At 40.3% G+C, this 25,293-nt stretch carries 32 protein-coding genes; 29 read left to right on the forward strand and 3 right to left on the reverse strand.

Annotated features, from left to right (window positions below):
- Positions 1-41 precede the first annotated feature (41 nt).
- From ACP7A0_RS00570 to ACP7A0_RS00635, 14 genes are all read left to right on the forward strand, one after another.
- On the forward strand, positions 42-1,262 hold the full coding sequence (locus ACP7A0_RS00570; protein WP_426003939.1) for an EAL domain-containing protein: 1,221 nt from the start codon (positions 42-44) through the stop codon (positions 1,260-1,262).
- A gap of 260 nt (positions 1,263-1,522) precedes the next feature.
- A complete protein-coding gene (locus tag ACP7A0_RS00575; protein WP_060596142.1) occupies positions 1,523-2,419 on the forward strand; it encodes a manganese catalase family protein in 897 nt (298 codons plus the stop codon).
- 184 nt (positions 2,420-2,603) lie between these two features.
- Entirely contained in the window at positions 2,604-2,846 is a 243-nt protein-coding gene (locus ACP7A0_RS00580) for a YkuJ family protein (RefSeq protein WP_003212254.1), read from the forward strand.
- 145 nt (positions 2,847-2,991) lie between these two features.
- Entirely contained in the window at positions 2,992-3,507 is a 516-nt protein-coding gene (locus tag ACP7A0_RS00585) for a ribonuclease H-like YkuK family protein (protein ID WP_066030967.1), read from the forward strand.
- Positions 3,508-3,656: 149 nt separating this feature from the next.
- A complete protein-coding gene (gene abbA / locus ACP7A0_RS00590; RefSeq protein WP_003210802.1) occupies positions 3,657-3,848 on the forward strand; it encodes an antirepressor AbbA in 192 nt (63 codons plus the stop codon).
- 146 nt (positions 3,849-3,994) lie between these two features.
- The gene (gene cbpB / locus ACP7A0_RS00595) at positions 3,995-4,438 is read left to right on the forward strand and encodes a cyclic-di-AMP-binding protein CbpB (RefSeq protein ID WP_034663872.1); all 444 of its coding nucleotides are present in this window, start codon (positions 3,995-3,997) and stop codon (positions 4,436-4,438) included.
- Positions 4,439-4,534: 96 nt separating this feature from the next.
- Positions 4,535-5,416, forward strand: a complete 882-nt coding sequence (locus ACP7A0_RS00600; RefSeq protein WP_003211236.1) for a LysR family transcriptional regulator — start codon at positions 4,535-4,537, stop codon at positions 5,414-5,416.
- Positions 5,417-5,534: 118 nt separating this feature from the next.
- Positions 5,535-5,957 (forward strand): DUF4275 family protein, encoded by a 423-nt coding sequence (locus ACP7A0_RS00605; protein ID WP_066030966.1) that lies wholly within the window; start codon positions 5,535-5,537, stop codon positions 5,955-5,957.
- Between the two features lie 186 nt (positions 5,958-6,143).
- Positions 6,144-6,620 (forward strand): flavodoxin, encoded by a 477-nt coding sequence (locus ACP7A0_RS00610; RefSeq protein WP_060596144.1) that lies wholly within the window; start codon positions 6,144-6,146, stop codon positions 6,618-6,620.
- A complete protein-coding gene (locus tag ACP7A0_RS00615) occupies positions 6,610-7,503 on the forward strand; it encodes a WD40/YVTN/BNR-like repeat-containing protein (RefSeq protein ID WP_060596393.1) in 894 nt (297 codons plus the stop codon). Before ACP7A0_RS00610 ends, ACP7A0_RS00615 begins: the two co-directional genes overlap by 11 nt.
- Before the next feature lie 16 nt (positions 7,504-7,519).
- Complete coding sequence (locus tag ACP7A0_RS00620; RefSeq protein ID WP_081311417.1) at positions 7,520-7,978, forward strand: flavodoxin; 459 nt, start codon at positions 7,520-7,522, stop codon at positions 7,976-7,978.
- Between the two features lie 109 nt (positions 7,979-8,087).
- Positions 8,088-8,798 carry a 2,3,4,5-tetrahydropyridine-2,6-dicarboxylate N-acetyltransferase gene (gene dapD / locus ACP7A0_RS00625; RefSeq protein ID WP_375567360.1) on the forward strand — a complete coding sequence of 237 codons (711 nt, stop codon included), beginning with the start codon at positions 8,088-8,090 and terminating at the stop codon, positions 8,796-8,798.
- Positions 8,799-8,882: 84 nt separating this feature from the next.
- Positions 8,883-10,013 (forward strand): N-acetyldiaminopimelate deacetylase, encoded by a 1,131-nt coding sequence (locus ACP7A0_RS00630; protein WP_060596145.1) that lies wholly within the window; start codon positions 8,883-8,885, stop codon positions 10,011-10,013.
- A 50-nt stretch (positions 10,014-10,063) separates the two neighbouring features.
- The gene (locus ACP7A0_RS00635; protein ID WP_003211408.1) at positions 10,064-10,306 is read left to right on the forward strand and encodes a YkuS family protein; all 243 of its coding nucleotides are present in this window, start codon (positions 10,064-10,066) and stop codon (positions 10,304-10,306) included.
- 26 nt (positions 10,307-10,332) lie between these two features.
- Here the strand turns inward: ACP7A0_RS00635 and ACP7A0_RS00640 are convergent, their stop codons facing one another.
- Positions 10,333-11,142 (reverse strand): mechanosensitive ion channel family protein, encoded by an 810-nt coding sequence (locus ACP7A0_RS00640; RefSeq protein WP_060596146.1) that lies wholly within the window; start codon positions 11,140-11,142, stop codon positions 10,333-10,335.
- Positions 11,143-11,413: 271 nt separating this feature from the next.
- Between ACP7A0_RS00640 and ahpA the strand changes: the two genes are divergently transcribed.
- The 3 genes from ahpA (at position 11,414) to ACP7A0_RS00655 (ending at position 13,560) form a co-directional block, all read left to right on the forward strand.
- Entirely contained in the window at positions 11,414-11,956 is a 543-nt protein-coding gene (gene ahpA / locus ACP7A0_RS00645) for a biofilm-specific peroxidase AhpA (protein WP_034662744.1), read from the forward strand.
- Positions 11,957-12,038: 82 nt separating this feature from the next.
- On the forward strand, positions 12,039-12,497 hold the full coding sequence (locus tag ACP7A0_RS00650; protein WP_375567363.1) for a TlpA family protein disulfide reductase: 459 nt from the start codon (positions 12,039-12,041) through the stop codon (positions 12,495-12,497).
- Between the two features lie 481 nt (positions 12,498-12,978).
- A complete protein-coding gene (locus tag ACP7A0_RS00655) occupies positions 12,979-13,560 on the forward strand; it encodes a hypothetical protein (RefSeq protein WP_034662739.1) in 582 nt (193 codons plus the stop codon).
- A gap of 49 nt (positions 13,561-13,609) precedes the next feature.
- Here ACP7A0_RS00655 and ACP7A0_RS00660 read toward each other — a convergent pair whose 3' ends face one another.
- The gene (locus ACP7A0_RS00660; RefSeq protein ID WP_375567366.1) at positions 13,610-14,527 is read right to left on the reverse strand and encodes a sigmaE regulated sporulation protein; all 918 of its coding nucleotides are present in this window, start codon (positions 14,525-14,527) and stop codon (positions 13,610-13,612) included.
- 84 nt (positions 14,528-14,611) lie between these two features.
- Between ACP7A0_RS00660 and ACP7A0_RS00665 the strand changes: the two genes are divergently transcribed.
- From ACP7A0_RS00665 to moaD, 6 genes are read left to right on the forward strand one after another with little or no spacing between them, the layout of a single operon-like run.
- The gene (locus ACP7A0_RS00665; RefSeq protein WP_106038788.1) at positions 14,612-15,193 is read left to right on the forward strand and encodes a molybdenum cofactor guanylyltransferase; all 582 of its coding nucleotides are present in this window, start codon (positions 14,612-14,614) and stop codon (positions 15,191-15,193) included.
- Positions 15,194-15,222: 29 nt separating this feature from the next.
- The gene (locus ACP7A0_RS00670; RefSeq protein WP_106030779.1) at positions 15,223-16,239 is read left to right on the forward strand and encodes a thiazole biosynthesis adenylyltransferase ThiF; all 1,017 of its coding nucleotides are present in this window, start codon (positions 15,223-15,225) and stop codon (positions 16,237-16,239) included.
- Between the two features lie 9 nt (positions 16,240-16,248).
- Entirely contained in the window at positions 16,249-17,526 is a 1,278-nt protein-coding gene (glp, locus tag ACP7A0_RS00675) for a molybdopterin molybdotransferase MoeA (RefSeq protein ID WP_034662728.1), read from the forward strand.
- A complete protein-coding gene (gene mobB, locus ACP7A0_RS00680; RefSeq protein WP_034662725.1) occupies positions 17,508-18,032 on the forward strand; it encodes a molybdopterin-guanine dinucleotide biosynthesis protein B in 525 nt (174 codons plus the stop codon). The genes glp and mobB overlap by 19 nt, the downstream gene beginning before the upstream one ends.
- On the forward strand, positions 18,029-18,520 hold the full coding sequence (locus ACP7A0_RS00685; RefSeq protein ID WP_060596151.1) for a molybdenum cofactor biosynthesis protein MoaE: 492 nt from the start codon (positions 18,029-18,031) through the stop codon (positions 18,518-18,520). Before mobB ends, ACP7A0_RS00685 begins: the two co-directional genes overlap by 4 nt.
- Entirely contained in the window at positions 18,513-18,746 is a 234-nt protein-coding gene (gene moaD, locus ACP7A0_RS00690) for a molybdopterin converting factor subunit 1 (protein WP_060596152.1), read from the forward strand. The genes ACP7A0_RS00685 and moaD overlap by 8 nt, the downstream gene beginning before the upstream one ends.
- A gap of 46 nt (positions 18,747-18,792) precedes the next feature.
- On the opposite strand, the gene ACP7A0_RS00695 is transcribed toward moaD, so the two are convergent.
- Complete coding sequence (locus tag ACP7A0_RS00695; RefSeq protein ID WP_003211488.1) at positions 18,793-19,170, reverse strand: hypothetical protein; 378 nt, start codon at positions 19,168-19,170, stop codon at positions 18,793-18,795.
- A 516-nt stretch (positions 19,171-19,686) separates the two neighbouring features.
- Between ACP7A0_RS00695 and ACP7A0_RS00700 the strand changes: the two genes are divergently transcribed.
- The 6 genes from ACP7A0_RS00700 (at position 19,687) to pfkB (ending at position 25,292) form a co-directional block, all read left to right on the forward strand.
- Positions 19,687-20,313, forward strand: coding sequence for a YIP1 family protein (locus tag ACP7A0_RS00700; protein WP_375567368.1), 627 nt, complete (start codon positions 19,687-19,689; stop codon positions 20,311-20,313).
- 9 nt (positions 20,314-20,322) lie between these two features.
- Positions 20,323-21,429, forward strand: a complete 1,107-nt coding sequence (locus ACP7A0_RS00705; RefSeq protein ID WP_375567370.1) for an efflux RND transporter periplasmic adaptor subunit — start codon at positions 20,323-20,325, stop codon at positions 21,427-21,429.
- Positions 21,426-22,127 carry an ABC transporter ATP-binding protein gene (locus tag ACP7A0_RS00710; protein ID WP_060596154.1) on the forward strand — a complete coding sequence of 234 codons (702 nt, stop codon included), beginning with the start codon at positions 21,426-21,428 and terminating at the stop codon, positions 22,125-22,127. Before ACP7A0_RS00705 ends, ACP7A0_RS00710 begins: the two co-directional genes overlap by 4 nt.
- Entirely contained in the window at positions 22,114-23,307 is a 1,194-nt protein-coding gene (locus tag ACP7A0_RS00715; protein ID WP_060596155.1) for an ABC transporter permease, read from the forward strand. The genes ACP7A0_RS00710 and ACP7A0_RS00715 overlap by 14 nt, the downstream gene beginning before the upstream one ends.
- Positions 23,308-23,628: 321 nt before the next feature.
- The gene (locus ACP7A0_RS00720) at positions 23,629-24,384 is read left to right on the forward strand and encodes a DeoR/GlpR family DNA-binding transcription regulator (RefSeq protein ID WP_034662703.1); all 756 of its coding nucleotides are present in this window, start codon (positions 23,629-23,631) and stop codon (positions 24,382-24,384) included.
- A complete protein-coding gene (gene pfkB, locus ACP7A0_RS00725) occupies positions 24,381-25,292 on the forward strand; it encodes a 1-phosphofructokinase (protein ID WP_106047741.1) in 912 nt (303 codons plus the stop codon). The genes ACP7A0_RS00720 and pfkB overlap by 4 nt, the downstream gene beginning before the upstream one ends.
- The last annotated feature ends 1 nt before the right edge of the window (position 25,293 follow it).

A 25,293-nucleotide genomic window follows, 5' to 3' on the forward strand; every position in this document is an offset into this window, starting at 1 on the left:
GATGTGTTATAATCACACAAAGAGAGAAGCAGGTGATGAAAATGGTCGATCCATTGGATATTTTAGCGAATATTGAAGATGTTTTCCCGCACTATCAAGCCATATTCAGTGCGGAAGAGCAAAAAGTGATAGGCTATGAGATTTTAGGAAGAATGAAGCTTGAGTCTGAAACAGTTAGCCTAGGCTCCTTCTTTACGGATTCATCTATTCCTGACGAATATAAAGTGGAAGTAGATCATAAAGTACTGACGCAAGCACTCGATCTTTTCACAACAGCAGATGATGATTTGCTCATTTTTATTAATCATGATGCCAATATCCTGATGCTTGATCATGGTGAAAGCTTTTTAGAACTTTTGAAGGAATATGAAGCAAGGGGCATTCAGCTTAATCGGTTTGTTATCGAATTTACAGAGCATACGTTTAGCGGCGATATTGAACAGCTTTACCATACGATAACGTATTTTCGTACATATGGTATTAAAATCGCCATCTCAAATATTGGAAAAGAAAGCAGCAATCTTGACCGGATTGCCTTGCTCTCACCCGATCTATTAAAAATAGATTTACACGCATTAAGGGCATCGGCTCCTTCTCCTTCCTATGAATATGTCTTGTACAGCATTTCATTGCTTGCGAGAAAAATAGGGGCGGCTTTAATTTATGAAGACATTGAAGCAAATTTTCAGCTGCAATATGCTTGGAGAAATGGCGGCAGATACTTTCAAGGGTTCTATCTTCACGAGCCGGTGGCGGAATTAATCGACCGCAATAAACGAAAAGATCAGCTGAGAGAAGAATTCCAGCAATTTATTGCCCATGAGAAAAAGAAACTTCAAACTGTCTACGAACATTCTGAAACATTTTATAAGCGAATTCATCAAGCGGTCACGACATTAAAAAAATCATGCAGCACAAATGATGAACTCATACAAAAGCTGGCATTAGAATTAACGGATTGCAGCTTTCGGATTTATATGTGTAATGAAGAAGGCTTTCAAATCACTGGTAATGTGTTTAAAAAAGAAAAAGAATGGCTGTTTCAGCCTGAATATATCGAGAAAAACTGGAGCTGGCGCCCTTATTTCCTAGCGAATATTCTCCAAATGAGAATGAGCGGGAAAGGATTTTTCAGTGATATTTACAGCGATTTAGAAACCGGTGAGAGGATACGTACGTTTTCTTATCCGTTAGAGGGAGACATGTATTTGTTTATAGACCTTCCGTATGCCTATTTATATGAGCAAGATGGATTAATTTAAAAGCAGCCGTTTAGGCTGTTTTTTTAAATAGAAAAAAGAAATAAAAAATGGTTGACAATGAAACTGATAATCATTATCATTTAGTTATAGAGAGAAGCTACTCTCTGTTCCCCAACCCCTCTATCAGATCAAGATCCAAAAAACTTGGCGCTACCCCCGCCAAGTTTTTTTTGTGCTTTTCATCTTCCCCTCATGCATAGGACATCCCAATCCCTCCATACATCTTAAGTGATGATAGTTAGACGGTAGGAGGGAACGTCATGATCAAACGCGACAAGCGGCTGCTGATTGATTTGCCAAGACCAGATCACCCAGATGCAAATGGTGCTGCTGCTGTGCAAGAATTACTCGGCGGAAAATTCGGTGAAATGTCCACATTAAATAATTACATGTTTCAATCCTTTAACTTTAGAGGAAAACGAAAACTCAAACCGTTTTATGACCTCGTATCCAGTATTACGGCTGAAGAATTCGGTCATGTAGAACTTGTGACCACAGCTGTGAATCTTATGATTACAGGGACCACCCATGGCGGAGATCCAGATACGACACCGATGAAAGCGGCTGTCGATAAACGAAATACACAGCATTTTATTCAAACGGCTCAAACAGGCTATCCGTTTGATTCCATGGCAAAACCTTGGACCGGGGAGAATGTGTTCTCAAGCGGCAACCTGATTCTTGACCTCCTTCATAACTTCTTCCTTGAATGCGGAGCTCGTACACACAAAATGCGCGTATATGAAATGACAGATCATCCTACAGCAAGAGAGATGATCGGTTATTTACTCGTCAGGGGCGGAGTGCATGTTGTGGCATATGCAAAGGCGCTTGAGGTAGCCACGGGTGTAGATCTAGGAAAGATGTTGCCGATCCCAAACCTCGACAACAAATACTTTGATTCAGCGAGGAAATTTGAAGACCAAAATGTCCATACAAAGCTGTACACATTTAGTGATACGGATTACAAGGACATTAATAAGATTTGGAAAGGCAACCATCCGATTGATGGAAAGCCGCTCACAGTGATTGAGGGTACGCCTCAAGGAGCACCTGTGCCAGATTATAGAGAATTACCGGAAGAGTTTGCCCCAGGCATTTCCAAAGAGGATTTTGACGAAATTGCCAAACGGCTGATGAGATCTGCGGGTTTATAAAAAACATGGCGCATGAGATCAGAAAAAAGACTCAAACTAAAAAAACAGATTCATTTTCTTTTTTTGAATTCAAGAGGAAAAATATCATCTGAGAACACTTTATGGTATGATGCTTTGTAGGACTTGTGTATAATCAATACGGGTTCATCTTGAGTTGTTTTTTTGAAAGGAGTCTTTTTTTAGAATGTCACAATTAATGGGTATCATTACAAGGCTGCAAAGTCTTCAAGAGACAGCAGAAGCTGCAAACGAACCGGCACAGCGTTATTTCGAAGTGAACGGTGAGAAAATCTGTAGTGTTAAGTATTTCGAAAAGAATCAAACGTTTGAATTGACTGTTTTTCAACAAGGGGATAAGCCAAATACTTTCCCATTTGACAACATTGATATGATTTCGATTGAGATTTTTGAGCTTCTACAATCCTAAGCTGAATCGTATGAAATGTTTTTTCTAAGGATTCCTTCGTTTATTTGCGGCAATATACATGTGTCATTATTGGCTGTGTACAAATGGAAGATGATCAATCAGCGCATATTTCGGATAAGAGACCATTAAAAAGGAGTTCCTTTCTGTGAGTGATTCTTTTTACTACAATCTTTCTGAAGATTATTTAGCGTTTTCTGATGTCGTCATGAGAATGAAAGACTTTATTCGAAAAGACCCTAGATCCGCCTATGTGTTATCAATTGGTACGGACTCTCAGGTCAATCAAAATGTCACAAGATTTATGACTGCAGTTCATCTCCACCGGATTGGCAAAGGGGCTTGGGGCTGCCTCACACAACAAGTGATCAGCAGGCCTGTGCAAAGTCTTAGAGAAAAAATTTCATTAGAGACAGCGTTTAGCCAAAAGGTATGTGCAGACATCCTTGAGGGACCTTTAACAGAACTGATGGATTTGCTTCTTCCGTTTGCTGAGGAAGGGGCAGACCTCCGGTTTGAAGCCCATCTAGATATTGGAAAAAAAGGAAGTACGAAAGAGCTGATCCAGGAAATGACCGGAATGATCACAGCTATGGGAATTGAAGCTAAAATAAAACCCGACTCATACGCAGCATTTTGCTATGCCAATCGATACACAAAATAAATTCCGTCATTTTTCTCCAAACCTTGTCGAAACGTGCGGTTGACGATTCGATTCTAGTTCCTTATTCTAGCTGTATAGAGAGGAAGCAGACATTCAAAAGCCTGCTAATCAATATAAAAGCATATATGAAACAGGGGGCCTGATGTTGGATGAGCGTCATCGAAAATCGTTTTAATGAAGAAGAGAAAAAGCTATTATTAAACGTATTGCTGAATCAGGAATATGCTGTCGAATTACTAAGCAGTGAGATCAATGATATAGAATGTGGAACAAAAAATGTCGATGACAATACGTATAAGCAATTGATCACATTGTATGACAGAGTAAGGTTTGAGAATTAATATTGATTTAACATTCTATTAGATACTCGGGAGCTGAGTATCTTTTTTATGCAGAAAAAATCTTTCGACAAATTTCGTTTTAGTTTATGCTTAATGGTAAAGGGGAATGTATGATTGATGATCGAGAGAAAAGGGGTCGAAGAAACATGATAGAGATAGAACCAACTCAATTGCTTGAGTCAACAATAGCCGAGCATATGATTGATGCAGATAAAGTGGCACATGTTCAAATTGGAAATAACCTTGAGCATGCCTTATTGGTACTAACAAAAACAGGATATACAGCCATCCCGGTTTTAGATCCTTCTTATCATCTGCATGGGTTAATTGGAACGAATATGATCATGGATAAGATCTTTGGTTTAGAACGAATTGAATTCGAAAAGCTGGACCAACTGAAGGTAGAAGAGGTCATGCTGACTGATATTCCAAGACTTAAAACAACGGACCCTGTGCTAAAAGGCGTTCACGCTGTGACGAATAATGGATTTGTTTGTGTAGAAAATGAGGAGCAAGTCTTTGAAGGAATATTTACACGACGTGTTGTATTAAAGCGCTTAAATGAAGTGATTCATGCCGCGAAAAAATGAGCTGAAGCCCAGCTTATTTTTTTTGCCTTCATAAGCTATAATTTATATAATGACCATATGGAATAAGAAAATCTTATAGAGAGAAAGGGGACACCCATGCAGCTTCAGGAGTTACATATGCTTGTTGTGCTTAGTGAAGAATTGAATATGAGAAAGGCTTCGGAGCGGCTCTTTGTCTCTCAGCCTGCTTTATCCCAAAGATTGCAGACGATCGAAAAAGAGTGGGGAACCAAAATCTTTTTTCGTTCTCAGAAAGGGCTCACCGTGACTTCGGCAGGTGAACAGATCATTCAATTTGCAAAAGAGGTGACGGTTGAGCAAGATCGAGTGAGAGAACGAATCGATGAACTTGAAGGGGAAATTCACGGTACACTAAAGCTTGCGGTTGCATCCATTATTGGACAGCACTGGTTGCCGAAAGTGTTAAAGCGGTATGTCGAAAAATATCCAAATGCGAAGGTATCACTTGTGACCGGCTGGAGTAGTGAAATGCTCAAAAGCTTATACGAGGACCACGTGCACATTGGAATTATTCGCGGAAACCCTGATTGGAAGGGAACAAAGGAATATTTGATGACAGATCATTTATATTTAGTCGATTCTGTCATCAAAGACGTGGACGAGTTAATCGAGACAGAACGCCCGTTTATTCAATTTAAAAGTGACAGCACGTATTATCAGGAAATCCAGCACTGGTGGCACCAAAAATTTAAAGTGTCTCCAAAGCAGACGATTCTAGTGGACCAGATTGAGACATGTAAACAAATGGCCTACCACGGCATCGGCTACGCCATTTTGCCTTCAGTCACCTTATATGACCACGAAAAAAGTGTTCATAAAACACCGCTTGTTGACGTGAATGGAGAGCAAATCGGACGTGACACATGGCTGCTAGGCTATGAAGCTTCTTTTCAATTAAAACAGGTGCAAGCATTTGTCGGTGTGGTCAAAGAAATGCTTGAAAGTGATGCGGTGTAAGTACCTTCTTGGAAGAGGAAGGTGCTTTTTTAGGTAAATAATCAGTTTGATTAAATTTACTTATTGCACGCATATCCAATAGATAGATGGAGCGAATCATAGAGGAGACTTCGATCTTATGAAAAACAATCAATTAATCAAAATGAACAAACCTGAATGGGGAGATCGTTTGCGCGTGAGGTGGCGTGAACGTTTTGCTAGTCATCTTTCAATTAAAGAACAAAACGAGATATCAATAGATGATTTTTTATGGCATTTATGCAGTTTTGGAATGGTTACATGCCTTGAAAAGGCTGAAGCGATAGACGCATTTTTTCACCAATCAAAGGATAAGTGTACTGTTTTTTATCAATTTGTTGACGAGGCGTATCTTTTCGAAAATGCCAGCTCTCTTTTAATCAATGATTTACGATATGAGTCTAATAATATGGATTATAACGATATGTATGTGATGGATTGGAATGAAAAATGGACATTTGTGATGACGCACGAAACGGATTATGGTCCATATTTTATTCGAATAGATGAATTGAACGAATGAGGAACCGATGATCTCTTCGATATGAAAAACCCGCCTTCCAATTGGAATGAGCGGGTTTTTCATTGGGTTATAGTAATGATTGGTCAAAGCTTTTTCATAAAATCATTTGACAATGAAAATCATTATCATTTAAAGTGTACATATAATAATTGAAAATGATTATCATTTAGATGAGGTGACCGATAGATGAAAGCACTAATTGCATTTGCGAGTATGTCTGGTAATACAGAAGATATGGCAGCAATCATAAAGCAAACACTTGAAGGAAAAGGGATAGATACGGAGATGATGGAATTTGATGATACGAATGCAGAGGACCTTTCTTCATACGATTATGTGTTCATCGGTTCTTATACATGGGGTGATGGTGATTTACCTTATGAAGCTGAGGATTTTTATGAAGAGGTCTCTACGCTTGAACTAAGTGACATCAAAGCAGCTGTGTTCGGATCTGGAGATTACAGCTACCCGAAGTTTTGTGAGGCTGTCCATACATTTCATAACATGCTCAAATCAACCGGTGCATCCGTATTTCCTGAAACATTGAAAATGGAGCTTGCGCCAGATACAGATGAGGATGTGGCGTGCTGTCAGGAATTTGCTACGAGCTTCTTAACGTGGGCGGCGTTATCTGAGAAACGAGTTGAAAATCATGTTTCATAAAGGAGCGACAGCTGTTGCTGCTTCTAAAAGTGGTGGATACTTTGTCGCTGTAAAACGGGAAGGTATTTTTCACTACAGTGTGGAGAGCGGGTGGCAGCAGCTCTTTAAGCTCAAGCATAAAATTCATGCCATCAGCTATATCGGACCTTATTTATTCGGTGTTGGTGAAAATGGCACAGTGATTAGATCAGGAGATGAAGGCAATACATGGGCGCTATCATCATTTCCAACAAATGCAGTCGTTTGGTCTATTACAGGTCGCAAAGACGGGTTTGTGTGTGCACATGGAAAACATAGTATTTATGTGTCAAATGATTTCGGGATTTCCTGGGAAATTATGAAGCCATTTGCTCATGTGAACCACCCGCCTGTTATTCGTTCTTTATGTGCTGCAGGTGATCACCTTTATATTGGAACACAGATTCATGAGGTTCACGGAGGAATATGGATGTATGACTTGGAGAGTGAGCAGGTTTTCCTCCTAAACAGAGAGGAGCACCGGATGACAGCTTCTATGCTGCTCTGTCAGGAACATCTTCTTGTTTGCGCATTAGGATCAAAAAAAGGAAAAAAGGGGTCTGTTCAAATTTTAGATTTACATACAAATATGCTGCATGATATTCAATCACAGGCCTTTGCTAGAGAGGAATCATTTTTGGATGTGTCAGAGGATAATGGAATTGTATATGTGACCACCTCACAAGATGAACACGGATTTTCTAAAGTGTATCAGCTTGATATTGAGCAAAAAGAGCTCAAATGGTTTGATACGATCAAAGGACACGGTTTTCGTGTAGCCAATCAAAATGAAAACTTTTTCTGTGCTGGTTTATATGAAAGCAAGTTTGTGAGGCCATATGAGGAGCCGGCATTGATTCATTGATAAGGAGGAAGAAAAAGTGACAGAAAAGGTTTTATTGGTGTATGCCACGATGTCTGGGAATACAGAAGCGATGGCAGATTTAATTGAAAAAGGAATAACAGAAGCGGGAGCTAGCGTGGACCGGCATGAAGCGATGGATATTGATGCAGAGCTTCTCAATGATTACACGCACATTATGTTAGGTGCGTACACATGGGGAGATGGTGACCTTCCTGATGATTTTATTGATTTATATGAAGAAATGGAAGAGCTTGATTTAACGGGAAAAGCATTTGCTATATTCGGTTCTGGGGATACATCTTATGAGCATTTTTGCGGAGCTGTTGACCTAATCGAAGAAAAAGTGAAGGAACTTGGCGGTGACATTGTCTTGCCATCAGTCAAGATTGAGCTGAATCCAGAAGGAGAAGAAGAAGAGAAATTGATTTCTTTTGGCAAACAATTTGTTCATCTTCACCAGCAGGAAGCGGGGTAATCGGTCTCGCTTGTTTTATTTTCCATTGAAGAGTCAACTCTTTCACTTGTCATTAAAACTCTCCTTTGGTACAGTAATGAAGTATAAATTAAGAGGAGGACATACATACATGAAACAAATGGACGCTAATGAAATTATTTCATTTATTCAAAATAGTACAAAATCAACACCTGTGAAAGTCTACATCAAAGGTGATTTAGAAGGTATTAAATTTGGTGAACATGCAAAAACGTTCATCACAGGAAACACTGGAGTTGTTTTCGGTGAGTGGAGCGAAATCCAAGAAGCGCTGGAAACGAACAAAGATAAAATTGAAGATGTTGTCGTGGAAAATGACCGCCGCAACTCTGCAATCCCGATGTTAGATTTAAAGAACGTTAAAGCACGTATTGAGCCAGGTGCTATCATTCGTGACCAAGTAGAAATCGGTGATAATGCAGTCATCATGATGGGAGCTTCTATTAATATCGGTTCTGTGATCGGTGAAGGTACGATGATTGACATGAACGTGGTGCTTGGTGGCCGTGCAACAGTAGGTAAGAACTGTCATATCGGTGCTGGGTCTGTTCTTGCAGGTGTCATTGAGCCGCCGTCTGCTAAACCAGTTGTTGTAGAAGATGATGTTGTCATCGGTGCGAACGCTGTTGTTCTAGAAGGTGTGACAATTGGTAAAGGTGCAGTCGTAGCAGCTGGTGCGATCGTTGTGAACGATGTGGAGCCTTACACAGTTGTAGCAGGTACACCTGCAAAGAAAATCAAAGACATTGATGAAAAAACAAAAGGTAAAACGGAAATCAAACAAGAACTGCGTCAGCTTTAATTCACATAATTCGCAGTTGAAGACATAGACGTGGATGATATATATCCACGTCTTATTCGTATAGAGGAAAGGAAGCGAGTTCACTTGTTAAATCGTGAGCAATTAATATCCATTCGAAGAGATTTACACCAAATCCCTGAGCTTGGTTTTAAGGAATTCAAAACACAAGCGTATCTCATCAAGCATCTTGGTGCTTATTCAAAAGATCGAGTTGAGATGGAAACGTGGCGCACTGGACTTTTTGTTAAAGTAAAGGGAACAAATCCTGAGCGCGTTTTTGCTTATCGTGCAGATATGGACGGCCTCTCTATTCCTGAGGAGACAGGGTATCCATTTCAATCAGTACATGAAGGGAACATGCACGCATGTGGACATGACCTTCATATGACCATCGCACTTGGAATCATTGATCATTTCGTTCATGAGCCAATCAAAGAAGATCTATTATTTATGTTCCAGCCGGCAGAAGAAGGTCCAGGCGGAGCTGAACCGATGCTTACAAGCGATGTGCTGAAAAAGTGGACGCCAGACTTTATTACAGCGCTGCATATTGCACCTGAATATCCTGTCGGAACGATAGCCACAAAGCCAGGGCTGTTATTTGCTAATACGAGTGAGCTTGTGATTGATCTTGAAGGAAAAGGCGGACACGCTGCTTACCCTCATTTAGCGAATGATATGGTTGTGGCTGCGAGTGCACTTGTAGGTCAACTGCAATCGGTTATTTCTCGTAATGTCGATCCTCTTGATAGTGCGGTCATTACGATTGGCACAATTACCGGCGGAACGGCTCAAAATATCATTGCCCAGCATGCAAAGCTTGACGGCACTATTCGTACACTTTCACCAGAGTCTATGGATAAGGTGAGAAAGCGAATTGAAGCACTAGCAAAAGGGATTGAAATTGGCTACGAATGCAAGGCAACCGTGCGATACCCTTCATCTTATTACGAAGTGGACAATTCAAAGGATCTGACAGAGGAATTTATGTCATATGTTGCCGGAGAAGGGCTTGCGAATGTGGTTGAATGCAGAGAAGCCATGACAGGAGAAGACTTTGGCTACATGTTGAAAAAATACCCTGGATTCATGTTTTGGTTAGGGGTCGATTCAGAATATGGCCTGCATCATGCAAAACTCATGCCTGATGAAAAAGCGATAGAAACAGCTGTAAACGTTATGACAGCTTATTTCAAAAAGCAAGCAGGTGAATGAATAATCAAGCTGCCTCCTGTACACCTTATGAACAGGAGGTGTTCTTGATTATGACAAGAATTGGTGTAGAACCATCTTTATCCGATGTAGAAGAACTACTGAAGCAAAAAGGGTATGACGTCGTACGTATTCAAAATGAACAGCAAATGGATCAGTGTGACTGCTATGTGGTCACAGGGCTGGATTCAAATGTTCTTGGCATTTCAGACACAACGACAAAAGCATCTGTGATTACTGCGTCAGGTATGACGGCTGATGAAATTTGTCAAGAAGTAGAACAGCGTGTTCAATAAAACAAACAAGAAAAAGAACCGGTAGATTATAATCCCGGTTCTTTTTGCTCTTTTTCTATATCGAGTACTTCTTTCATTTTTTTGCGCAAGATTCGTTCTACCCGCCATTGCTCCATTGTTTCGGTTTTAGCTATGATGCGCAGTACGAGGGAAGAGGAGCCGAACGCCTCCACGCCGACAACTTGAGGTCCTTCGATAATTTGAGGGATTTCTTCCCGAACCTCATCACACGCAGCTTGAAGGGCTGTGATCATTTGATCCACATTCTCTTCTGGAGATAACTCGATATCAACGAGTGCCTGCATCGTCCCTCTTGAATGGTTGCTCACGTTCAATATACTTCGATTTGGGATAAAATGAAGGGTGCCGTCAAAGCTTCGAAGCTGAGTGGTTCTAAGTCCAATTTGTTCTACGATCCCATCAAAGCCAGCAACTGTTATATATTCTCCCACATCGAATTGTTTCTCTAATAATATAAAGAATCCTGTCACAATATCACTCACTAGTCCTTGAGCGCCAAAACCGATCGCAAGCCCCACAACGCCTGCGCCAGCTAGCAAAGCGGTCGGGTTATAATGAAATAAGTCGAGGATCATGACCACTAGAATAAAAATCAATATGTAGGCGAAAATATTTAACGTGAGACTTTGCAGCGTCTGAGCTCTTGATAAAGAGACGTCATGCTTTTCAGAGAATGTGGAATAGGCACGCCTAATCATCTTGTTTCCGATGACTCTGATGATAAAATAAATCGCAAAAATAACGATTAGTTTTAGCAAAATCATACTGCTATTGAGGATAATGGAAACCCAATCTACTTGTTCAAATGCTTTCATGTTCTTCAAACCTTTCTATGTATGCTCTAATAGAGAAGCTAATCATTTGTTCCCTTATGCAAGACATGTTAAACTTTTGTTAAGTGGAGCAAGAGATTGTGACAAATCGTTAATTAAATTTATTATTAATTAATATTGACTAAAAACCGCTTAAGTATTATAATTGTAATTGTGAAGTTATTAACTAAATGAGAATTTCAACTTTTGATTCTCATTTTATATACAGCTTAGAAGTCTGTATAAAGATATTATTTTTTGGAGGGATTTACATATGGCAGAGCGTTTTGTAGGAAAACAAGCTCCACGTTTTGAAATGGAAGCAGTACTTGCTAACAAGGAATTTGGAAAAGTGAGTTTAGAGGAAAACATGAAGAATGACAAATGGACAGTTCTTTTCTTCTATCCAATGGATTTCACATTTGTTTGCCCAACTGAAATTACAGCAATGAGCGATCGTTATGATGAGTTCGAAGATTTAGATGCAGAAATCATTGGTGTATCTACTGATACAATCCATACGCATCTTGCTTGGATCAACACAGACCGTAAAGAAAATGGTCTAGGTGAATTGAAATATCCGCTAGCTGCTGACACAAACCACACAGTATCTAGAGAATACGGCGTTTTAATTGAAGAAGAAGGTATTGCACTTCGCGGTCTATTCATTATCAACCCAGAAGGCGAACTTCAATATCAAACAGTATTCCACAACAATATCGGTCGTGATGTAGATGAGACATTACGTGTTCTTCAAGCATTACAAACTGGTGGACTTTGCCCAGCTAACTGGAAGCCTGGTCAAAAAACACTTTAATTGATAGCTGAAGAAACAGGAGGGTCTAACTGATGTTAGACCTTTTTGTTTCGACACATACAATGGATGGAGGCGCTTCAAAATGAAATTACGTCAACCAATGCCAGAACTAACTGGTGCAAAAGAATGGTTAAATGGAGAAGTAACAAAAGAAGATCTAATTGGTAACAAACCAACATTGATTCATTTCTGGTCAGTCAGCTGTCATCTTTGTAAAGAGGCCATGCCTCAAGTCAATCAATTCCGTGATGAATACAAGGATCAACTAAACGTTGTAGCCGTTCATATGCCGCGTTCAGAGGATGACCTAGATCTAGATAAAATCAAAGAGGTTGCGAAAGAGCATGAAATCACGCAGCCAATTTTTGTGGACAGTGATCATCACTTAACAGAAGCCTTTGAAAATGAATATGTACCAGCATATTATGTATTTGATAAAACAGGTGCTCTGCGCCACTTCCAAGCTGGCGGAAGCGGAATGAAAATGCTTGAGAAACGTGTCAATCGAGTGCTTTCTGAGTCTGAAAAGGCTGCAGAATAGGCTTTCCCCCATAAATGGGGGTTTTTTCATGGACAAAAATAGGCGACCTATTGCACGGAATGGACTTTTTATGTACGTGTCCTTCCTAAGAAAAGAGAAATTGAGGGAGTTTATTAAAAAATATTCCTGAAACAAAAGGGCATTAAGACCTATTTACTTTTTTGTTTTGAAATGAAAATGTAAAGATTTTAACTTTTTACTATTCAGAACGTTTTTGCACAAAAGAAATTTCAGTTTGGTAAATAACGATGTAAATCAAGTAGTATAAGTGTTTATTCAAATTTTTTACAATATTTTAAAGTTTGTCAAAAGCCTTTAGTGGCAATGAAATGGATGCCGATTGTTCCTCTTTGGCAAAATTTTAGTTGAAAATACCTATCTGATAGCAAACTGTAAAATGATAAAAAAATAGTTGATAAAATTAGTTTTCTAATCTAATATTTACTATAGAATATTTTTTATATGATGAGGGGGAAATCCATTGTTTAATGAGAGGGAAGCGTTACGATTACGATTGGAACAACTAAACGAAGCAGAAGTAAAGGTCATCCGTGAATATCAAATTGAGCGAGATGCGATTTATGCAAAATTAAGAGAATTAGACCGTCAAGGAACAGGTCTAGTGTCAGATACAAAAAAAGAAGTGCGTACAGAAAGAAAGACGGATTCGCTGCCTGTATTAGCTGAACTGGCTGCACAAGAAATGAGAAGCTACCAGCCGCCGGCACAATCACAATCAAATCCTGCATCATCTTTAGGAACAGGACAGCTAAACGGTGTACCTGTAGGTATTCCTGAAGGATCTACTAGACGCAGAAGAGGCACAGCCCGCCCTGGTTCAAAGGCAGCTAAGCTTCGTGAAGCTGCGATTAAAACGTTAAAGCGTCATAATGCGGCGATTAAAAGCTCTGAGCTTCAAAAAGAGATTGAAAAAGAGAGCGGTCTTGAAATTCCAAATATGACAACGTTTATGCAAAGCTTAATTAAAATGTATCCTGAAGTGAAAAAGCCATATCGCGGACAGTATATTTTAGAAGGCGACATTCAAACAGAAGACGAATAAATAAAAAGAAACTGCTGACGTAAAAGCCAGCAGTTTTTTATTGCGAGAATTACTTTTTTTGGTCAACTGTATAGACAATTTTTCGTTCCTTTGACAGGTGATCACGCTGTTTTTTGAAGCCATCGATCTTCACTGTCATGATCTCTCCATTTCGCTGCACCGCATCGACTTGTGCCTGGAGTATTTGAACTTGTTCGTTCAGCTTTTTCAAGATGGGTTCGATTTCTTCCGTTGTTTGCAGGAAGCTGTCTCGAGAGAATGGCTGTGAATTTGTTTGAGCTGACTGGTCAATATCAGCAAAATGAGATGCGATCCATTCCTCACTTTCTGCTAACTGCTTTTGATAGCTTGTGAGCGTTTCATAAAAAATCGTTTCCTTTGCTTTTTCAATTTGCAGTAATTTCTCTTGTGTTTCATAAAAACGCTCCTGAAGGTGTCTGACGCCTTCCTGTAATAAATGGAGCTCTGAGTTTTTATCACCCAATGTTTGCTGCAGTTTCTCAATCACAGCGGATAAAGTATTTCCTTTTTTCTCCTCTTTTGCAAGCCGTTGATCTTGATCTTGCATCCGTTCATTTAATTGTTGAGAGATTTCTTTATATTTGATCACTTTTAAATGCAGCCGGTGTTTTTCTTCCGTTTCTTTTCTTCTATGAAAGGTTTCCTTTTGCAGCATTTCATGAAGAAGGACTATTTTATGTAATAATTCAGATTTGCTGTAGGAGAGATCCTGTATTTTTGAGGCTGCATCGTCTTGATCAATGGTCATTTCATCCAATTGTTGTTTTAATAGCGTGTAATCCTTTTTCATCTCATGATATTCTTGAGTTAACTTCTTATTTTTAGAATACGTATATGAGGACTGTAAATCAGAGATCATTTGTTGATATTTGGCTGTTTCAGCTTTTAAGTATAAATTCTCTTGAGATAGGTCATGGAATAGGGGAGAAGCATGGCGCCTGTTCATAGATAGACCCTCCTTATTCATGTTACCAATAAAGTATGCGAAATGAGTGCGATTAGAACAACCATATCCAAGGAGGGTGAGAGAATGGATGTAGTGAATGTCATTTTAGCTGGAGGAGCTTCCAGACGTTTTGGAGAGCCAAAGGCAAGTTATATGTATCAAGGAAAACCACTATATGAGCATGTGAAAAATCAGCTTTTGAAAGGACAGACGGTCATCATCAGCCATCCATCACTTCTGCCCTTTTTTAAAGAAAGAGGTGAACGAAGTGTGTGGTTAGATGATGAACAGGTGCGCGGATGCGGGCCGCTTGCCGGCATGTATACGGCGATGCAAAAGCAAGAAGCAGCATGGTATTTGGTGATGGCATGTGACATGCCCTTCATACGGAGGGAGACCGCCGAAGCATTATCGACCTATTGCAGCGAGCACGTAGATGCTATCATCCCGCTTGTTCAGGGCAGATTACAGCCTTTATTTGCGCTTTATCACCGCCGCTGTCTGCCGTCCATTGATGCGTGTTTAAAAGAGAATCAATTAGCCATCAAAGAGTTACTTCAAAGGCTTAAGGTGCGCATCGTTCCAGAGGAGGAACTGAACGTAACACCAAATGAATTTCGAAATATCAATAAAAGAAGCGATTTACCTGAAAACGGTATGATATGATACATAAAAATGGTGAGGAGAGAACAGCATTGAATGACCGATATTCAAGACAAATCTTGTTCCCTCCGGTTGGGGAAAAGGGTCAGCGTGCGCTTGCTGACAGTCATGTTCTGATCGTTGGAGCCGGTGCACTTGGAACTGCCTCCGCTGAAGGGCTTGTCCGGTCTGGGATCGGCACGTTGACGATTGTTGATCGTGATTATGTAGAGTTTTCAAATTTACAGCGGCAGCAGCTGTACACAGAACATGATGCAAAGGCACATGTGCCAAAAGCAGCTGCGGCAAAAAAACGTCTCCAAGAGATCAATCATGAAGTGATCATACACGCCCTGATTGAAGATGCAGGCGCAAGGCTGTTAAGACCGTTATTTCAGAGCGCAGATATTGTCATTGATGCGACGGATAATTTTGAGACGAGAATGGTGATGAATGATTTATCGCAGGAAACGAAGACGCCGTGGATATATGGCGCTTGTGTGAGCAGCCAGGGGATGTATATGACCATTTTGCCGGATAAAACGCCGTGTTTATCGTGTGTCTTTACAGAACTGCCTGTTGGCGGCTTGACGTGTGATACAGCGGGGATTATTTCTCCAGCAGTTCAAATGGTTTCTGCTTATCAGCAAACAGAGGCGCTAAAATATTTAACAGGACATGAAGATCAAATCGAACGGAAATTTGTCACATTTGATCTTTGGCAGGCGACATCGTTTAAAATGGATTTGTCTCGTACTAAGCAGAAGAACTGCCCATCCTGCGGTGAAGAAAGAACCTATCCTTATTTACATGAGCAGCGTAAAAAAACGACGATTCTTTGCGGACGGGATACAGTTCAAGTTGTATCTAAAGATTTAGCAAATCTATCATTTCAGCATGTGAAAGAGAGGCTGTCATCTATTTGTGAGGTGGAAGTGAATGACTTCTTAATCCATGTCCGCTATGAATCTTATCGTATTGTCTTTTTCAAAGGTGGACGTGCATTAATCCATGGGACGAATGATGAAAAAGCAGCCAATTCATTACTAGCAAGACTGCTAGGGATATAGGAGTGAAGTGTGATGGAAAGACGTCAGCCAATTCCAGTAGAAGAAGCCATTCAGAAAGTCCATCAATATGAAAAGCATGGAGAAGCAGAATGGGTGCCTTTAAAAAATAGTCTTGAAAGGTTCATTGCAGAAGATATTTTAGCAGATCATGATGTTCCTGCATTTGATCGTTCCCCGTATGATGGTTTTGCACTTCGGGCAGAAGATACAAAAGAAGCGTCAAGCGAGCATCCGGTTGAATTTGAGGTCATTGACCATATTGGTGCAGGAATGGTCTCAGCAAAAACCATCGGTCCCTTTCAAGCCATCCGTATCATGACAGGAGCAAAAATCCCGGATGGAGCAAATGTCGTCATCATGCTTGAGCTGACTAAGACCTTCGAAAAAGACGGCAAATCATACATGTCACTTAAAAGAACGCTGAAAAAAGGGGACAATATTTCTCGTCAAGGAGAAGAAGTACTTGAAGGAAATGTGATGGTCAAAAAAGGAACCAAAGTAACTCCGGGCGTTACGGCCCTATTGGCGACATTTGGATATGGTGTAGTGCCAGTTGTCAAAAAGCCAGTGATCGGCATCATCTCAACAGGTACAGAGCTTCTTCAAGTGAGTGATGCGATGGTGGACGGTAAGATTAGAAACAGTAATCTTAGTATGGTTTATGCCCAGGTACTTGAGGCCGGGGGAGAGCCGCTAGATTTAGGCGGTGTGTCTGATGATTTTGACAAAAGCTATCATGCAGTCAAAGCAGCCTTAAGCAAGGTAGATTTCTTAATCACAACAGGCGGTGTGTCAGTAGGTGATTTTGACTTTCTCCCTGCGATTTATGAAAAGCTGGGAGCTGAGGTGCTGTTTAATAAAGTGGCCATGAGACCCGGAAGTGTGACGACGGTTGCTGCAATGCCAAATGGTCAACTGCTGTTTGGGCTGTCAGGAAATCCCGCTGCCTGTTTTGTTGGCTTTGAATTATTTGTGAAACCGATGATCTATAAATGGTCTTTGAAGAAGCAGCCGTTTCCTGCTTTTGCTGAGGCGAAGCTGACACACGATTTTCCAAAAGCCAATCCGTTCACTCGATTTGTCAGAGCGGCACTACAATTCACGGGCAGTCAGCTCAGTGTGACCCCAACAGGTCTTGATAAATCAAGTGCCGTGACCTCTATTGCAGATGCTAACTGTTTCATCGTGCTGCCCGGAGGAACAAGAGGTTTTAAGGCCGGTGATCAGGTCCATGTTCTGCTGTTTCAGCACGAAGGAGAGGGTTCCCCATGCTGGATGACACATTAAGCATATTACAGGTGGTCGGTTATCAAAACAGCGGCAAGACTATGTTGATTGAAAAGCTCTGTCAGCTGGCTGTACTTGACGGGCTGAAGCTAGGCTGCTTTAAACACCATGGACATGGCGGTAAACCAGATCGTCTTTTGAAAGAAAAAGACACCGATCGATATGTTCAAGCAGGTGCATTTGCCGCTGGCGTGGAAGGAGAGGGTGAATTTCACTTTTCAATGCAGCACATCACGTTAGAGCAGTTGCTCAACATGTGTCAGCATCTTCCATTAGACGCTGTCTTGATAGAAGGGTATAAACAGGCACCATACCGCAAAATCGTTTGTGTAAAGAATGAAGAGGAGCTCATTGATCTTTCAACTCTTTCCAATATACAAGCAGCTATTTATTTTTCTCAAGAGTTTCAATTAATCGAAAATTACTCGTTTCCAGTGTTTTCAGCCTTTGAAAAGGGCGCAGTCACATTTGGTTTTAACTTATTGAAGGGAGGCGTCTCTGCTTGAGTGAATTTTTTAAAATAACAAAAACGCCGATTGATGTAAACGAATTGATTCAGCATGTGACAAGGCGAAAGGCAGGGGCCATTACGACGTTTATCGGGACGGTCAGAGAGTGGACAAACGGCAAAAAAACATTGCGTTTAACTTATGAAGCATACATACCAATGGCTGAAAGCATGCTAAGTCAAATTGGACAAGAAATCAAGAAACAGTGGCCTGAAACTGAAGCAGCCATTGTGCACCGGATCGGGACACTTGATATAACGGATATTGCTGTTGTGATAGCCGTTTCATCTCCTCATAGGAAGGCTGCATACGAAGCGAACGAATATGCCATTGAGCGAATTAAGGAAATCGTTCCAATTTGGAAAAAAGAATATTGGGAAGACGGGGAAGCCTGGATAGGTGATCAGCTTGAAACGGTTTCATATCCAGAGGGGAAACCTAGCGATCTTCAACTTGCAAAGAAAGAAGGTGATCAGCTTGATTAGTGTATTATTGTTCGCCGGCCTTGCTGAGAAGGCCGGTAAACAACAAATCATCATTCAAAAAGATCAAACAACGGTTGATGAGATTAAATTAGAATTACAGGAGGTATATGGTGTTGATGCTGCACAAAACGTGATGGTTGCAGTCAACGAACTATATACGAGGGAAAACGCTGAAGTGCGTAGCGGGGACACTGTTGCATTCATTCCTCCTGTAAGCGGTGGATAATAGATATTAGAGGATTTGGTTATGGCCAGCGGCTGTAACCAATTTTTTATGTGTGAAAAGATTGTAGAGGTATTTGGGTGTGATCTTCGTAAATAAAACATCCCCTTCGTGCTTTAGAAATGTGAGGGTCGAGCTGCTGGATCAGATCATACAATTCGCTAATTCGTCTCACATTGAAATCTGTCTGGGCTTGAAGCTGTTCTTTTAATTCTTTTGTACTCACAATGCTTCCCTTTTTCTCTTTAATAATATCTACGCATCTAGCAGCGTAGTATATTTTGTCATTAGAGGGTCTACTTTCTTTCATATCAAGTAATTTGAGCTCATGATAAATCAGTTCTCTTTCCTTTCGAAAGTATTGCCATGCTTCTTGTTCCTTTTCATAAAGTAAAATCAATTGTGTTTTCAATTTTTCTCTTAACATTCACTTGACTCCATTTCCACTATCATTTAACCTACCTCTATTTTACATTATATGAAAAAATAACTTTTGATCAAGTAAAAACCTTATATTTTTCATTTTTTAATATGAAAGTATTGATACTAAAGGCTCATTTGTTCTATAAAAGAAACCAATCATAGTCCTATAAAGCCGGGATTTGTCGAAATTACTAGGATTATTTTAACAAAAAATTGTTGTGTCTAACTAAGACCATCCGAATTCAAAGGAAAAGGATATTTATTCCGAAAGACATGTGGTTTTTTGATAAAATGTTTTTAGGTCAGTAAAACCTCTATTTTTTGATATGAATATGGTCTGGTCATGGTGTCATTTGGAGGATGTCATTCGTGATAATAGAATAATAGATAAATTTTTTCCTCAATGAAAATAAGAAAATCAAATCATCCATCACTTATTGGCAATCTTTTGATAAAATAGAAAGAACAAGAGAGAACATGTGCGTTTGCATACTTGCATGACATAGAGAGGAGACATTTGATGAAAGAAAATATGCAAAAGCCCACGATCATTGGAGTGAGCACAAGACCTTCAGAGCACCTGAAAAGAGTATGGGAAAACCCGGTGGTTTGGTGGCCTTTATCCTGTGTGCTTCTTTTAACAGTGATTGTGACTTATTTGTCAGAGCTAGTGAATGAAGGAATGTGGGCAGATTTAAGCTTGCCGGTATCGGTCGTTTATGTGGTGACGCTAATTGGTCTAATTCTCGGGCTTGTGATTAATGCTGCTATATATAAGTTCATCGTATTTTTAGCAAAGGGTGATGCATCGTTTCAGCAGCTGTTTTCAGCGGTCCTGTTTATTACACCAGTTACGATCATTGGTACGATTATTTCTCATCTGTCCGTCATCCTGTTCCATGTGCCAAAAAACATCACAATAACCTCATTAAATGCACTCATTCAAACTTCTGGTCCATGGCACGGTGTGTTTGCTAATATTGATCTCTTTGTGATCTGGAATCTTGTTTTAACAGGCTTTTTATTGATCAAAGTCGGTCATATATCTCCAAGAATATCTTGGATCATGATAGGAGTCTTTTATGTCATTTCTTTCATTCTTCAATATGTAGGAACCGCAATCAACATATCAGTAAGCAGGGGGTAGAATGTCTTTATGAGAAAGAAAATCATCATCGGATCCATTTTTATTATTGTCATCGGTCTATTTATTGGCTTTAACATTGCGAAAAATCAATCAAAGCCTGCTTCGACAGCAGCTATTAAAACAGTAAAACCCACACAAAAAGAAATCACCACTACGGTAATGACGCCAGGGACACTTTCATTCTCTGAAGAGCAGTTCATTTATGCAGAAGAGGAAAAAGGACACTTGAAGGGGATTTCTGTGAAAGAAGGAGAAAAGGTAAAGGCTGGAACGCCGCTTCTTACATATGAAAATAGGGAGCTGGAGCTTGAAGAGCAGCAGCAAGCTCTTGCGGCTGAATCAAGTACGCTAAAACGCGAACAATTACAAAATAGACTGAGCGAATTAGATGAAAAACAAGCAGGCGACTCAGTCGCCCATCCTAAAAACGAGCGAGACCAGCTCGAATTAGAGCTGAAAGCGGCTGAATTAGAACAAAAACAAGCAGAGATCAGCCAAGAAAAAGTAAAAGCACAAATAGAAGATTTAACCGTACATAGTAAAATTGACGGTACAGTGATTTCCATTGAGCAAGAAGAAGGGGCAGGAAAGCCGGAAGAAAGACAGCCGATCATTCATATTGGCAATGAGAAAAAAATGATTGTGCGAGGATTGATTTCTGAGTATGACGCCATAAAAGTGAAAAAGAAACAAAAAGTAAAGGTTACATCTGATGTCATTCGCGGAAAGAGCTGGCAAGGGGTCGTGAAAAAAGTGGGGGCTGTACCTGCACAGGCAGCATCCGAAACAACTGCGGGTGATCAAACGGTACAATATCCTGTTGAAATCGAAATAAAGGGAAAAAAACCTGAAGCGAAACCTGGTTTTAAAATGATCATGGAAATTGAAACAGATAAGCGTCAAGCCCAAACGATTCCTGAATCAGCTGTAAAAAAAGAGGATGATGGACAATACGTTTATGTTGTCAAAAAGAATGTATTTAAAAAAGTAAAAGTGGTGCTAGGGGAAACGTCAGGTAATGACCTTGAAGTGACAAAAGGTGTCAAGGCAGAGGATCAAATCATTGCTCATCCATCAGATGACATGTATGACGGAATGGAAGTGAATGCTGAATGATTCAGCTTTCAAACGTGATAAAAAGCTATGAGGTCGCCCAAGAAACATTTGATGTATTAAGTGAGATCGATCTTGTCATTGAAAAAGGCGAGTATATGTCCATTATGGGCCCGTCCGGCTCTGGAAAATCGACGTTAATGAATATCATTGGCTGTTTAGACCGACCAACCACAGGACAATATCATTTTCAAGGAAGAGAGCTGTCAGCTGCAAAGGATCAAGAGCTTGCAGTGATTCGAAATCAATTCATTGGATTTGTCTTTCAGCAATTTCACCTGCTGCCGAGGTTAAATGCGAGGCGTAATGTTGAGCTTCCGATGATTTACGCTGGTATCAGTCAAAAGGAAAGAAAAGAACGCGCAGAAATGGCACTTGAAAAGGTTGGTTTGGCAGACCGAATGAAGCATATGCCAAGTGAGTTGTCTGGAGGGCAAAAGCAAAGAGTGGCTATTGCTCGTGCAATTGTCAATAAGCCGCAGCTTATCTTAGCAGATGAACCAACAGGCGCTCTTGACTCAAAAACAAGCTTCTCAATCATGGAACAGTTTACTAAGCTGAATGAGGAGGGGACAACGATTGTGCTTGTCACCCATGAAGAAGAAATGGCTGCGTATACAAATCGGACGGTCGTTGTAAGAGATGGACGGCTCGTTGAAGATAGATTGACACAAGGGGACGCTATGAATGAAACTCTTTGAAAATATCAAAATAGCGATGAATTCTGTTTTAGCTCATAAATTACGTTCTATTTTAACGATGCTTGGGATTATTATTGGTGTTGGATCGGTCATTGCGGTCGTGGCTATCGGTCAAGGCGGCGAGCAAATGTTAAAAGGGTCGATTTCAGGTCCAAACAATACCATTGATATGACATATACGCCTTCTGACGAAGAGTTAAATGCAAATCCAAACGCTTTATTCGACGCCACATTTACTGAGGAAGACATAAAAAGCGTTAAGACAATCAACGGGGTGAATCAGGTTGCCTCTTCGACTGCACAAGGAATGCAGCTGAGATTTCAAGATACGACAGTGGATGCGACAGTTAACGGTATAAATGAAGGGTATACGAATGTACATTCATTACAAATAGCAGAAGGACAGAATTTAAGAGATATTGACTTTAGAAGCGGCAGAAGAGCCGCTCTCATCTCTGAAGGCTTACAAAAAGAATTATTTAATGGACAGAAGGCATTAGGCGAAATGATTTGGATGAACGGACAGCCTGTTGAAGTCATCGGTGTTTTAGCAAAACAGAAAGGGATGTTTTCATTTGATATGAACGAAATATTTGTCCCGTTTGCTATGCTCACCTCCACATTTGGGATCAATGAATATGATAAGTTGTCAATTCAAGTCGCACATGCTGATCAAATGAAGGAAGTAGGAAAGAATGCGGCTGCATTATTAAATGAAAATCATCATACAGAAGATGCTTATGAAATGATCAATATGGAAGAAATCGCAGAAGGCATTGGTCAAATCACATCTGTTATGACAACAATCATTGGCTCAATAGCTGGGATTTCTTTGCTTGTCGGCGGTATCGGTGTGATGAATATCATGCTTGTTTCTGTGACAGAGAGGACAAAGGAAATCGGTATCCGAAAGGCGATTGGGGCAACAAGGGCTCAAATACTCGTTCAATTTTTAATTGAATCTGTCGTCTTAACATTGATCGGCGGGTTGATGGGGATCGCACTTGGCTTAGGTGGCGCCGCGCTAGTATCACTAGTTGCCGGCTGGCCGTCCTTAGTATCTTGGCAAGTCATCTGTGGCGGTGTGCTGTTTAGTATGCTTATTGGGATTGTTTTTGGGTTAATTCCTGCGAATAAAGCAGCAAGACTAGATCCTATTGATTCTCTTAGATATGAATAATTTGGAGAAGAACAAAAGCATACAAACAGTGTGAATTCGCCTGTAATCCACCATCAAAAGCTTTTATGCACATCGCATAAAAGCTTTTTTTAGTTCCATTGAATGAAATGAAAAATGATAGAAATGCTAAGATCATGACTTTCATCTTAATGTCACATATTTTTCAGTTTACAAATGGTACATATAAAGGTAAGATGACCATTGTGAAAGATTTTGATAGTTATTGAATGTATTTGATTGTTTTGTATTGATAATGTTGAAAAAAGCGATTACAATAAAGGTGCGCGCAAAATGAATACGTTTTCAAAAGGGGGTGTTTTCTTGTTGACACCGGAAAGACATCAACTCATTATCGACTGTTTAGAAGAAAATGATGTCATCAAAATACAGGACTTAACGATTATGACAGATGCGTCTGAATCTACAATTAGAAGAGATTTATCAGCCCTTGAAGAAAAAGGATTTCTTAAAAGAGTCCATGGGGGAGCAGCCAAGATATCAAGTATCCGTCTTGAACCAGATGTATTTGAGAAATCTGCCAAAAACCTTCAAGAAAAGTCATTGGTTGCAGAGGCAGCTGCTTCACTTTTAAAACAAGGCGATTGTATTTATTTAGATGCTGGTACGACCACACAGCAAATGATTGAATATATCGATCCCGATCAAGATATTGTTGTGGTGACAAACGGTGTTATGCACATTGAAGCACTCATGAGAAAAGGCATTTCTTTTTACCTGATAGGCGGATCAGTGAAACATCGAACAGGAGCCATGGTGGGAGCCGCAGCTTTGACAGCGATGGAAAATTACCGTTTTGACAAAAGCTTTGTTGGGACGAACGGCATTCATCCCGAGGCGGGGTTTACAACCCCTGATCCAGAGGAAGCGCTCATGAAAAAAAGAGCCATGAAGCAGGCGAAAAAAACCTATATCTTATCAGATGCCTCTAAGTTTGGCGAAATATCGTTTTCAGCCTTTGCTAGTTTACAGGAAGCCACCATTATCACAAACGACGCAAAAGAGGATTCATTCGATAATTACCATGAAAAAACGGTTATAAAGGTAGTGAAAACATGATTTATACAGTTACTTTAAACCCATCAGTTGATTACATCGTACACGTGGAGGATTTCGCAGTCGGCGGTTTGAATCGTTCAACCTATGACAAAAAATATCCAGGTGGAAAAGGGATCAATGTCTCAAGGCTTTTAAAACGTCACGGTGTTGAATCAAAAGCGCTTGGATTCATAGGCGGATTTACAGGAAAATATATTCAAGACTTTTTACAAAACGAACAATTACAAACAGCCTTTCACGAGGTGTCAGAAGATACACGAATTAATGTGAAACTAAAAACAGGTGAAGAAACCGAAATCAACGGACTCGGCCCATCTATTACTGAAGCGCAATTTGAGTCGTTTCTGTCTCAATTTTCTTCATCGACTGAAGGAGATGTCGTTGTCTTAGCTGGCAGCATTCCTTCTTCATTGCCTCATAACACGTATGAACGTATTGCTGAGGTGTGCGAAAAGCAAGGTGTCAGAGTTGTCCTTGATATTTCCGGGGAAGCACTAAAAAAAGCAGCAGGCTTGAAACCGTTCTTAATGAAGCCAAACCATCATGAGCTAGGTGAAATGTTTGAGACGAGCATCTCATCTGCGGAAGAAGCCATTCCTTATGGGAAGAAGCTGTTAGAACAAGGTGCTGAACATGTCATCGTATCAATGGCTGGAGATGGAGCTCTCTTATTCAGTAAGGAAGGGGTTTATCAGTCCAATGTTCCAAAGGGCACGCTTGTTAATTCAGTTGGTGCAGGGGATTCAGTCGTTGCAGGATTTTTAGCCGGCGTTTCGAAAGGCCTTTCGATTGAAGAATCATTTAAGCTTGGCGTCACATCAGGCAGCGCTACAGCATTTTCTGAGGAGCTTGGAACAAAAGAGCTTGTCGACACACTATTACCACAAGTAAAAGTCACACGCATTTAAA

It is taken from the genome of Bacillus sp. DWP3-1, assembly GCF_049896565.1.
Lineage (GTDB): Bacteria > Bacillota > Bacilli > Bacillales > Bacillaceae > Bacillus.

Coding starts and splice junctions, on each gene's coding strand:
- cbpB (WP_034663872.1), top strand. CDS start 3,995: ATGATAGAGATAGAACCAACTCAATTGCTTGAGTCAACAATAGCCGAG.
- abbA (WP_003210802.1), top strand. CDS start 3,657: ATGAGCGTCATCGAAAATCGTTTTAATGAAGAAGAGAAAAAGCTATTA.
- ACP7A0_RS00710 (WP_060596154.1), top strand. CDS start 21,426: ATGATTCAGCTTTCAAACGTGATAAAAAGCTATGAGGTCGCCCAAGAA.
- ahpA (WP_034662744.1), top strand. CDS start 11,414: ATGGCAGAGCGTTTTGTAGGAAAACAAGCTCCACGTTTTGAAATGGAA.
- ACP7A0_RS00580 (WP_003212254.1), top strand. CDS start 2,604: ATGTCACAATTAATGGGTATCATTACAAGGCTGCAAAGTCTTCAAGAG.
- pfkB (WP_106047741.1), top strand. CDS start 24,381: ATGATTTATACAGTTACTTTAAACCCATCAGTTGATTACATCGTACAC.
- ACP7A0_RS00705 (WP_375567370.1), top strand. CDS start 20,323: ATGAGAAAGAAAATCATCATCGGATCCATTTTTATTATTGTCATCGGT.
- ACP7A0_RS00665 (WP_106038788.1), top strand. CDS start 14,612: ATGGATGTAGTGAATGTCATTTTAGCTGGAGGAGCTTCCAGACGTTTT.
- ACP7A0_RS00640 (WP_060596146.1), bottom strand. CDS start 11,142: ATGAAAGCATTTGAACAAGTAGATTGGGTTTCCATTATCCTCAATAGC.
- ACP7A0_RS00700 (WP_375567368.1), top strand. CDS start 19,687: ATGAAAGAAAATATGCAAAAGCCCACGATCATTGGAGTGAGCACAAGA.
- ACP7A0_RS00635 (WP_003211408.1), top strand. CDS start 10,064: ATGACAAGAATTGGTGTAGAACCATCTTTATCCGATGTAGAAGAACTA.
- ACP7A0_RS00615 (WP_060596393.1), top strand. CDS start 6,610: ATGTTTCATAAAGGAGCGACAGCTGTTGCTGCTTCTAAAAGTGGTGGA.
- ACP7A0_RS00600 (WP_003211236.1), top strand. CDS start 4,535: ATGCAGCTTCAGGAGTTACATATGCTTGTTGTGCTTAGTGAAGAATTG.
- ACP7A0_RS00650 (WP_375567363.1), top strand. CDS start 12,039: ATGAAATTACGTCAACCAATGCCAGAACTAACTGGTGCAAAAGAATGG.
- ACP7A0_RS00695 (WP_003211488.1), bottom strand. CDS start 19,170: ATGTTAAGAGAAAAATTGAAAACACAATTGATTTTACTTTATGAAAAG.
- ACP7A0_RS00605 (WP_066030966.1), top strand. CDS start 5,535: ATGAAAAACAATCAATTAATCAAAATGAACAAACCTGAATGGGGAGAT.
- ACP7A0_RS00660 (WP_375567366.1), bottom strand. CDS start 14,527: ATGAACAGGCGCCATGCTTCTCCCCTATTCCATGACCTATCTCAAGAG.
- ACP7A0_RS00570 (WP_426003939.1), top strand. CDS start 42: ATGGTCGATCCATTGGATATTTTAGCGAATATTGAAGATGTTTTCCCG.
- ACP7A0_RS00715 (WP_060596155.1), top strand. CDS start 22,114: ATGAAACTCTTTGAAAATATCAAAATAGCGATGAATTCTGTTTTAGCT.
- ACP7A0_RS00610 (WP_060596144.1), top strand. CDS start 6,144: ATGAAAGCACTAATTGCATTTGCGAGTATGTCTGGTAATACAGAAGAT.
- dapD (WP_375567360.1), top strand. CDS start 8,088: ATGAAACAAATGGACGCTAATGAAATTATTTCATTTATTCAAAATAGT.
- mobB (WP_034662725.1), top strand. CDS start 17,508: ATGCTGGATGACACATTAAGCATATTACAGGTGGTCGGTTATCAAAAC.
- ACP7A0_RS00575 (WP_060596142.1), top strand. CDS start 1,523: ATGATCAAACGCGACAAGCGGCTGCTGATTGATTTGCCAAGACCAGAT.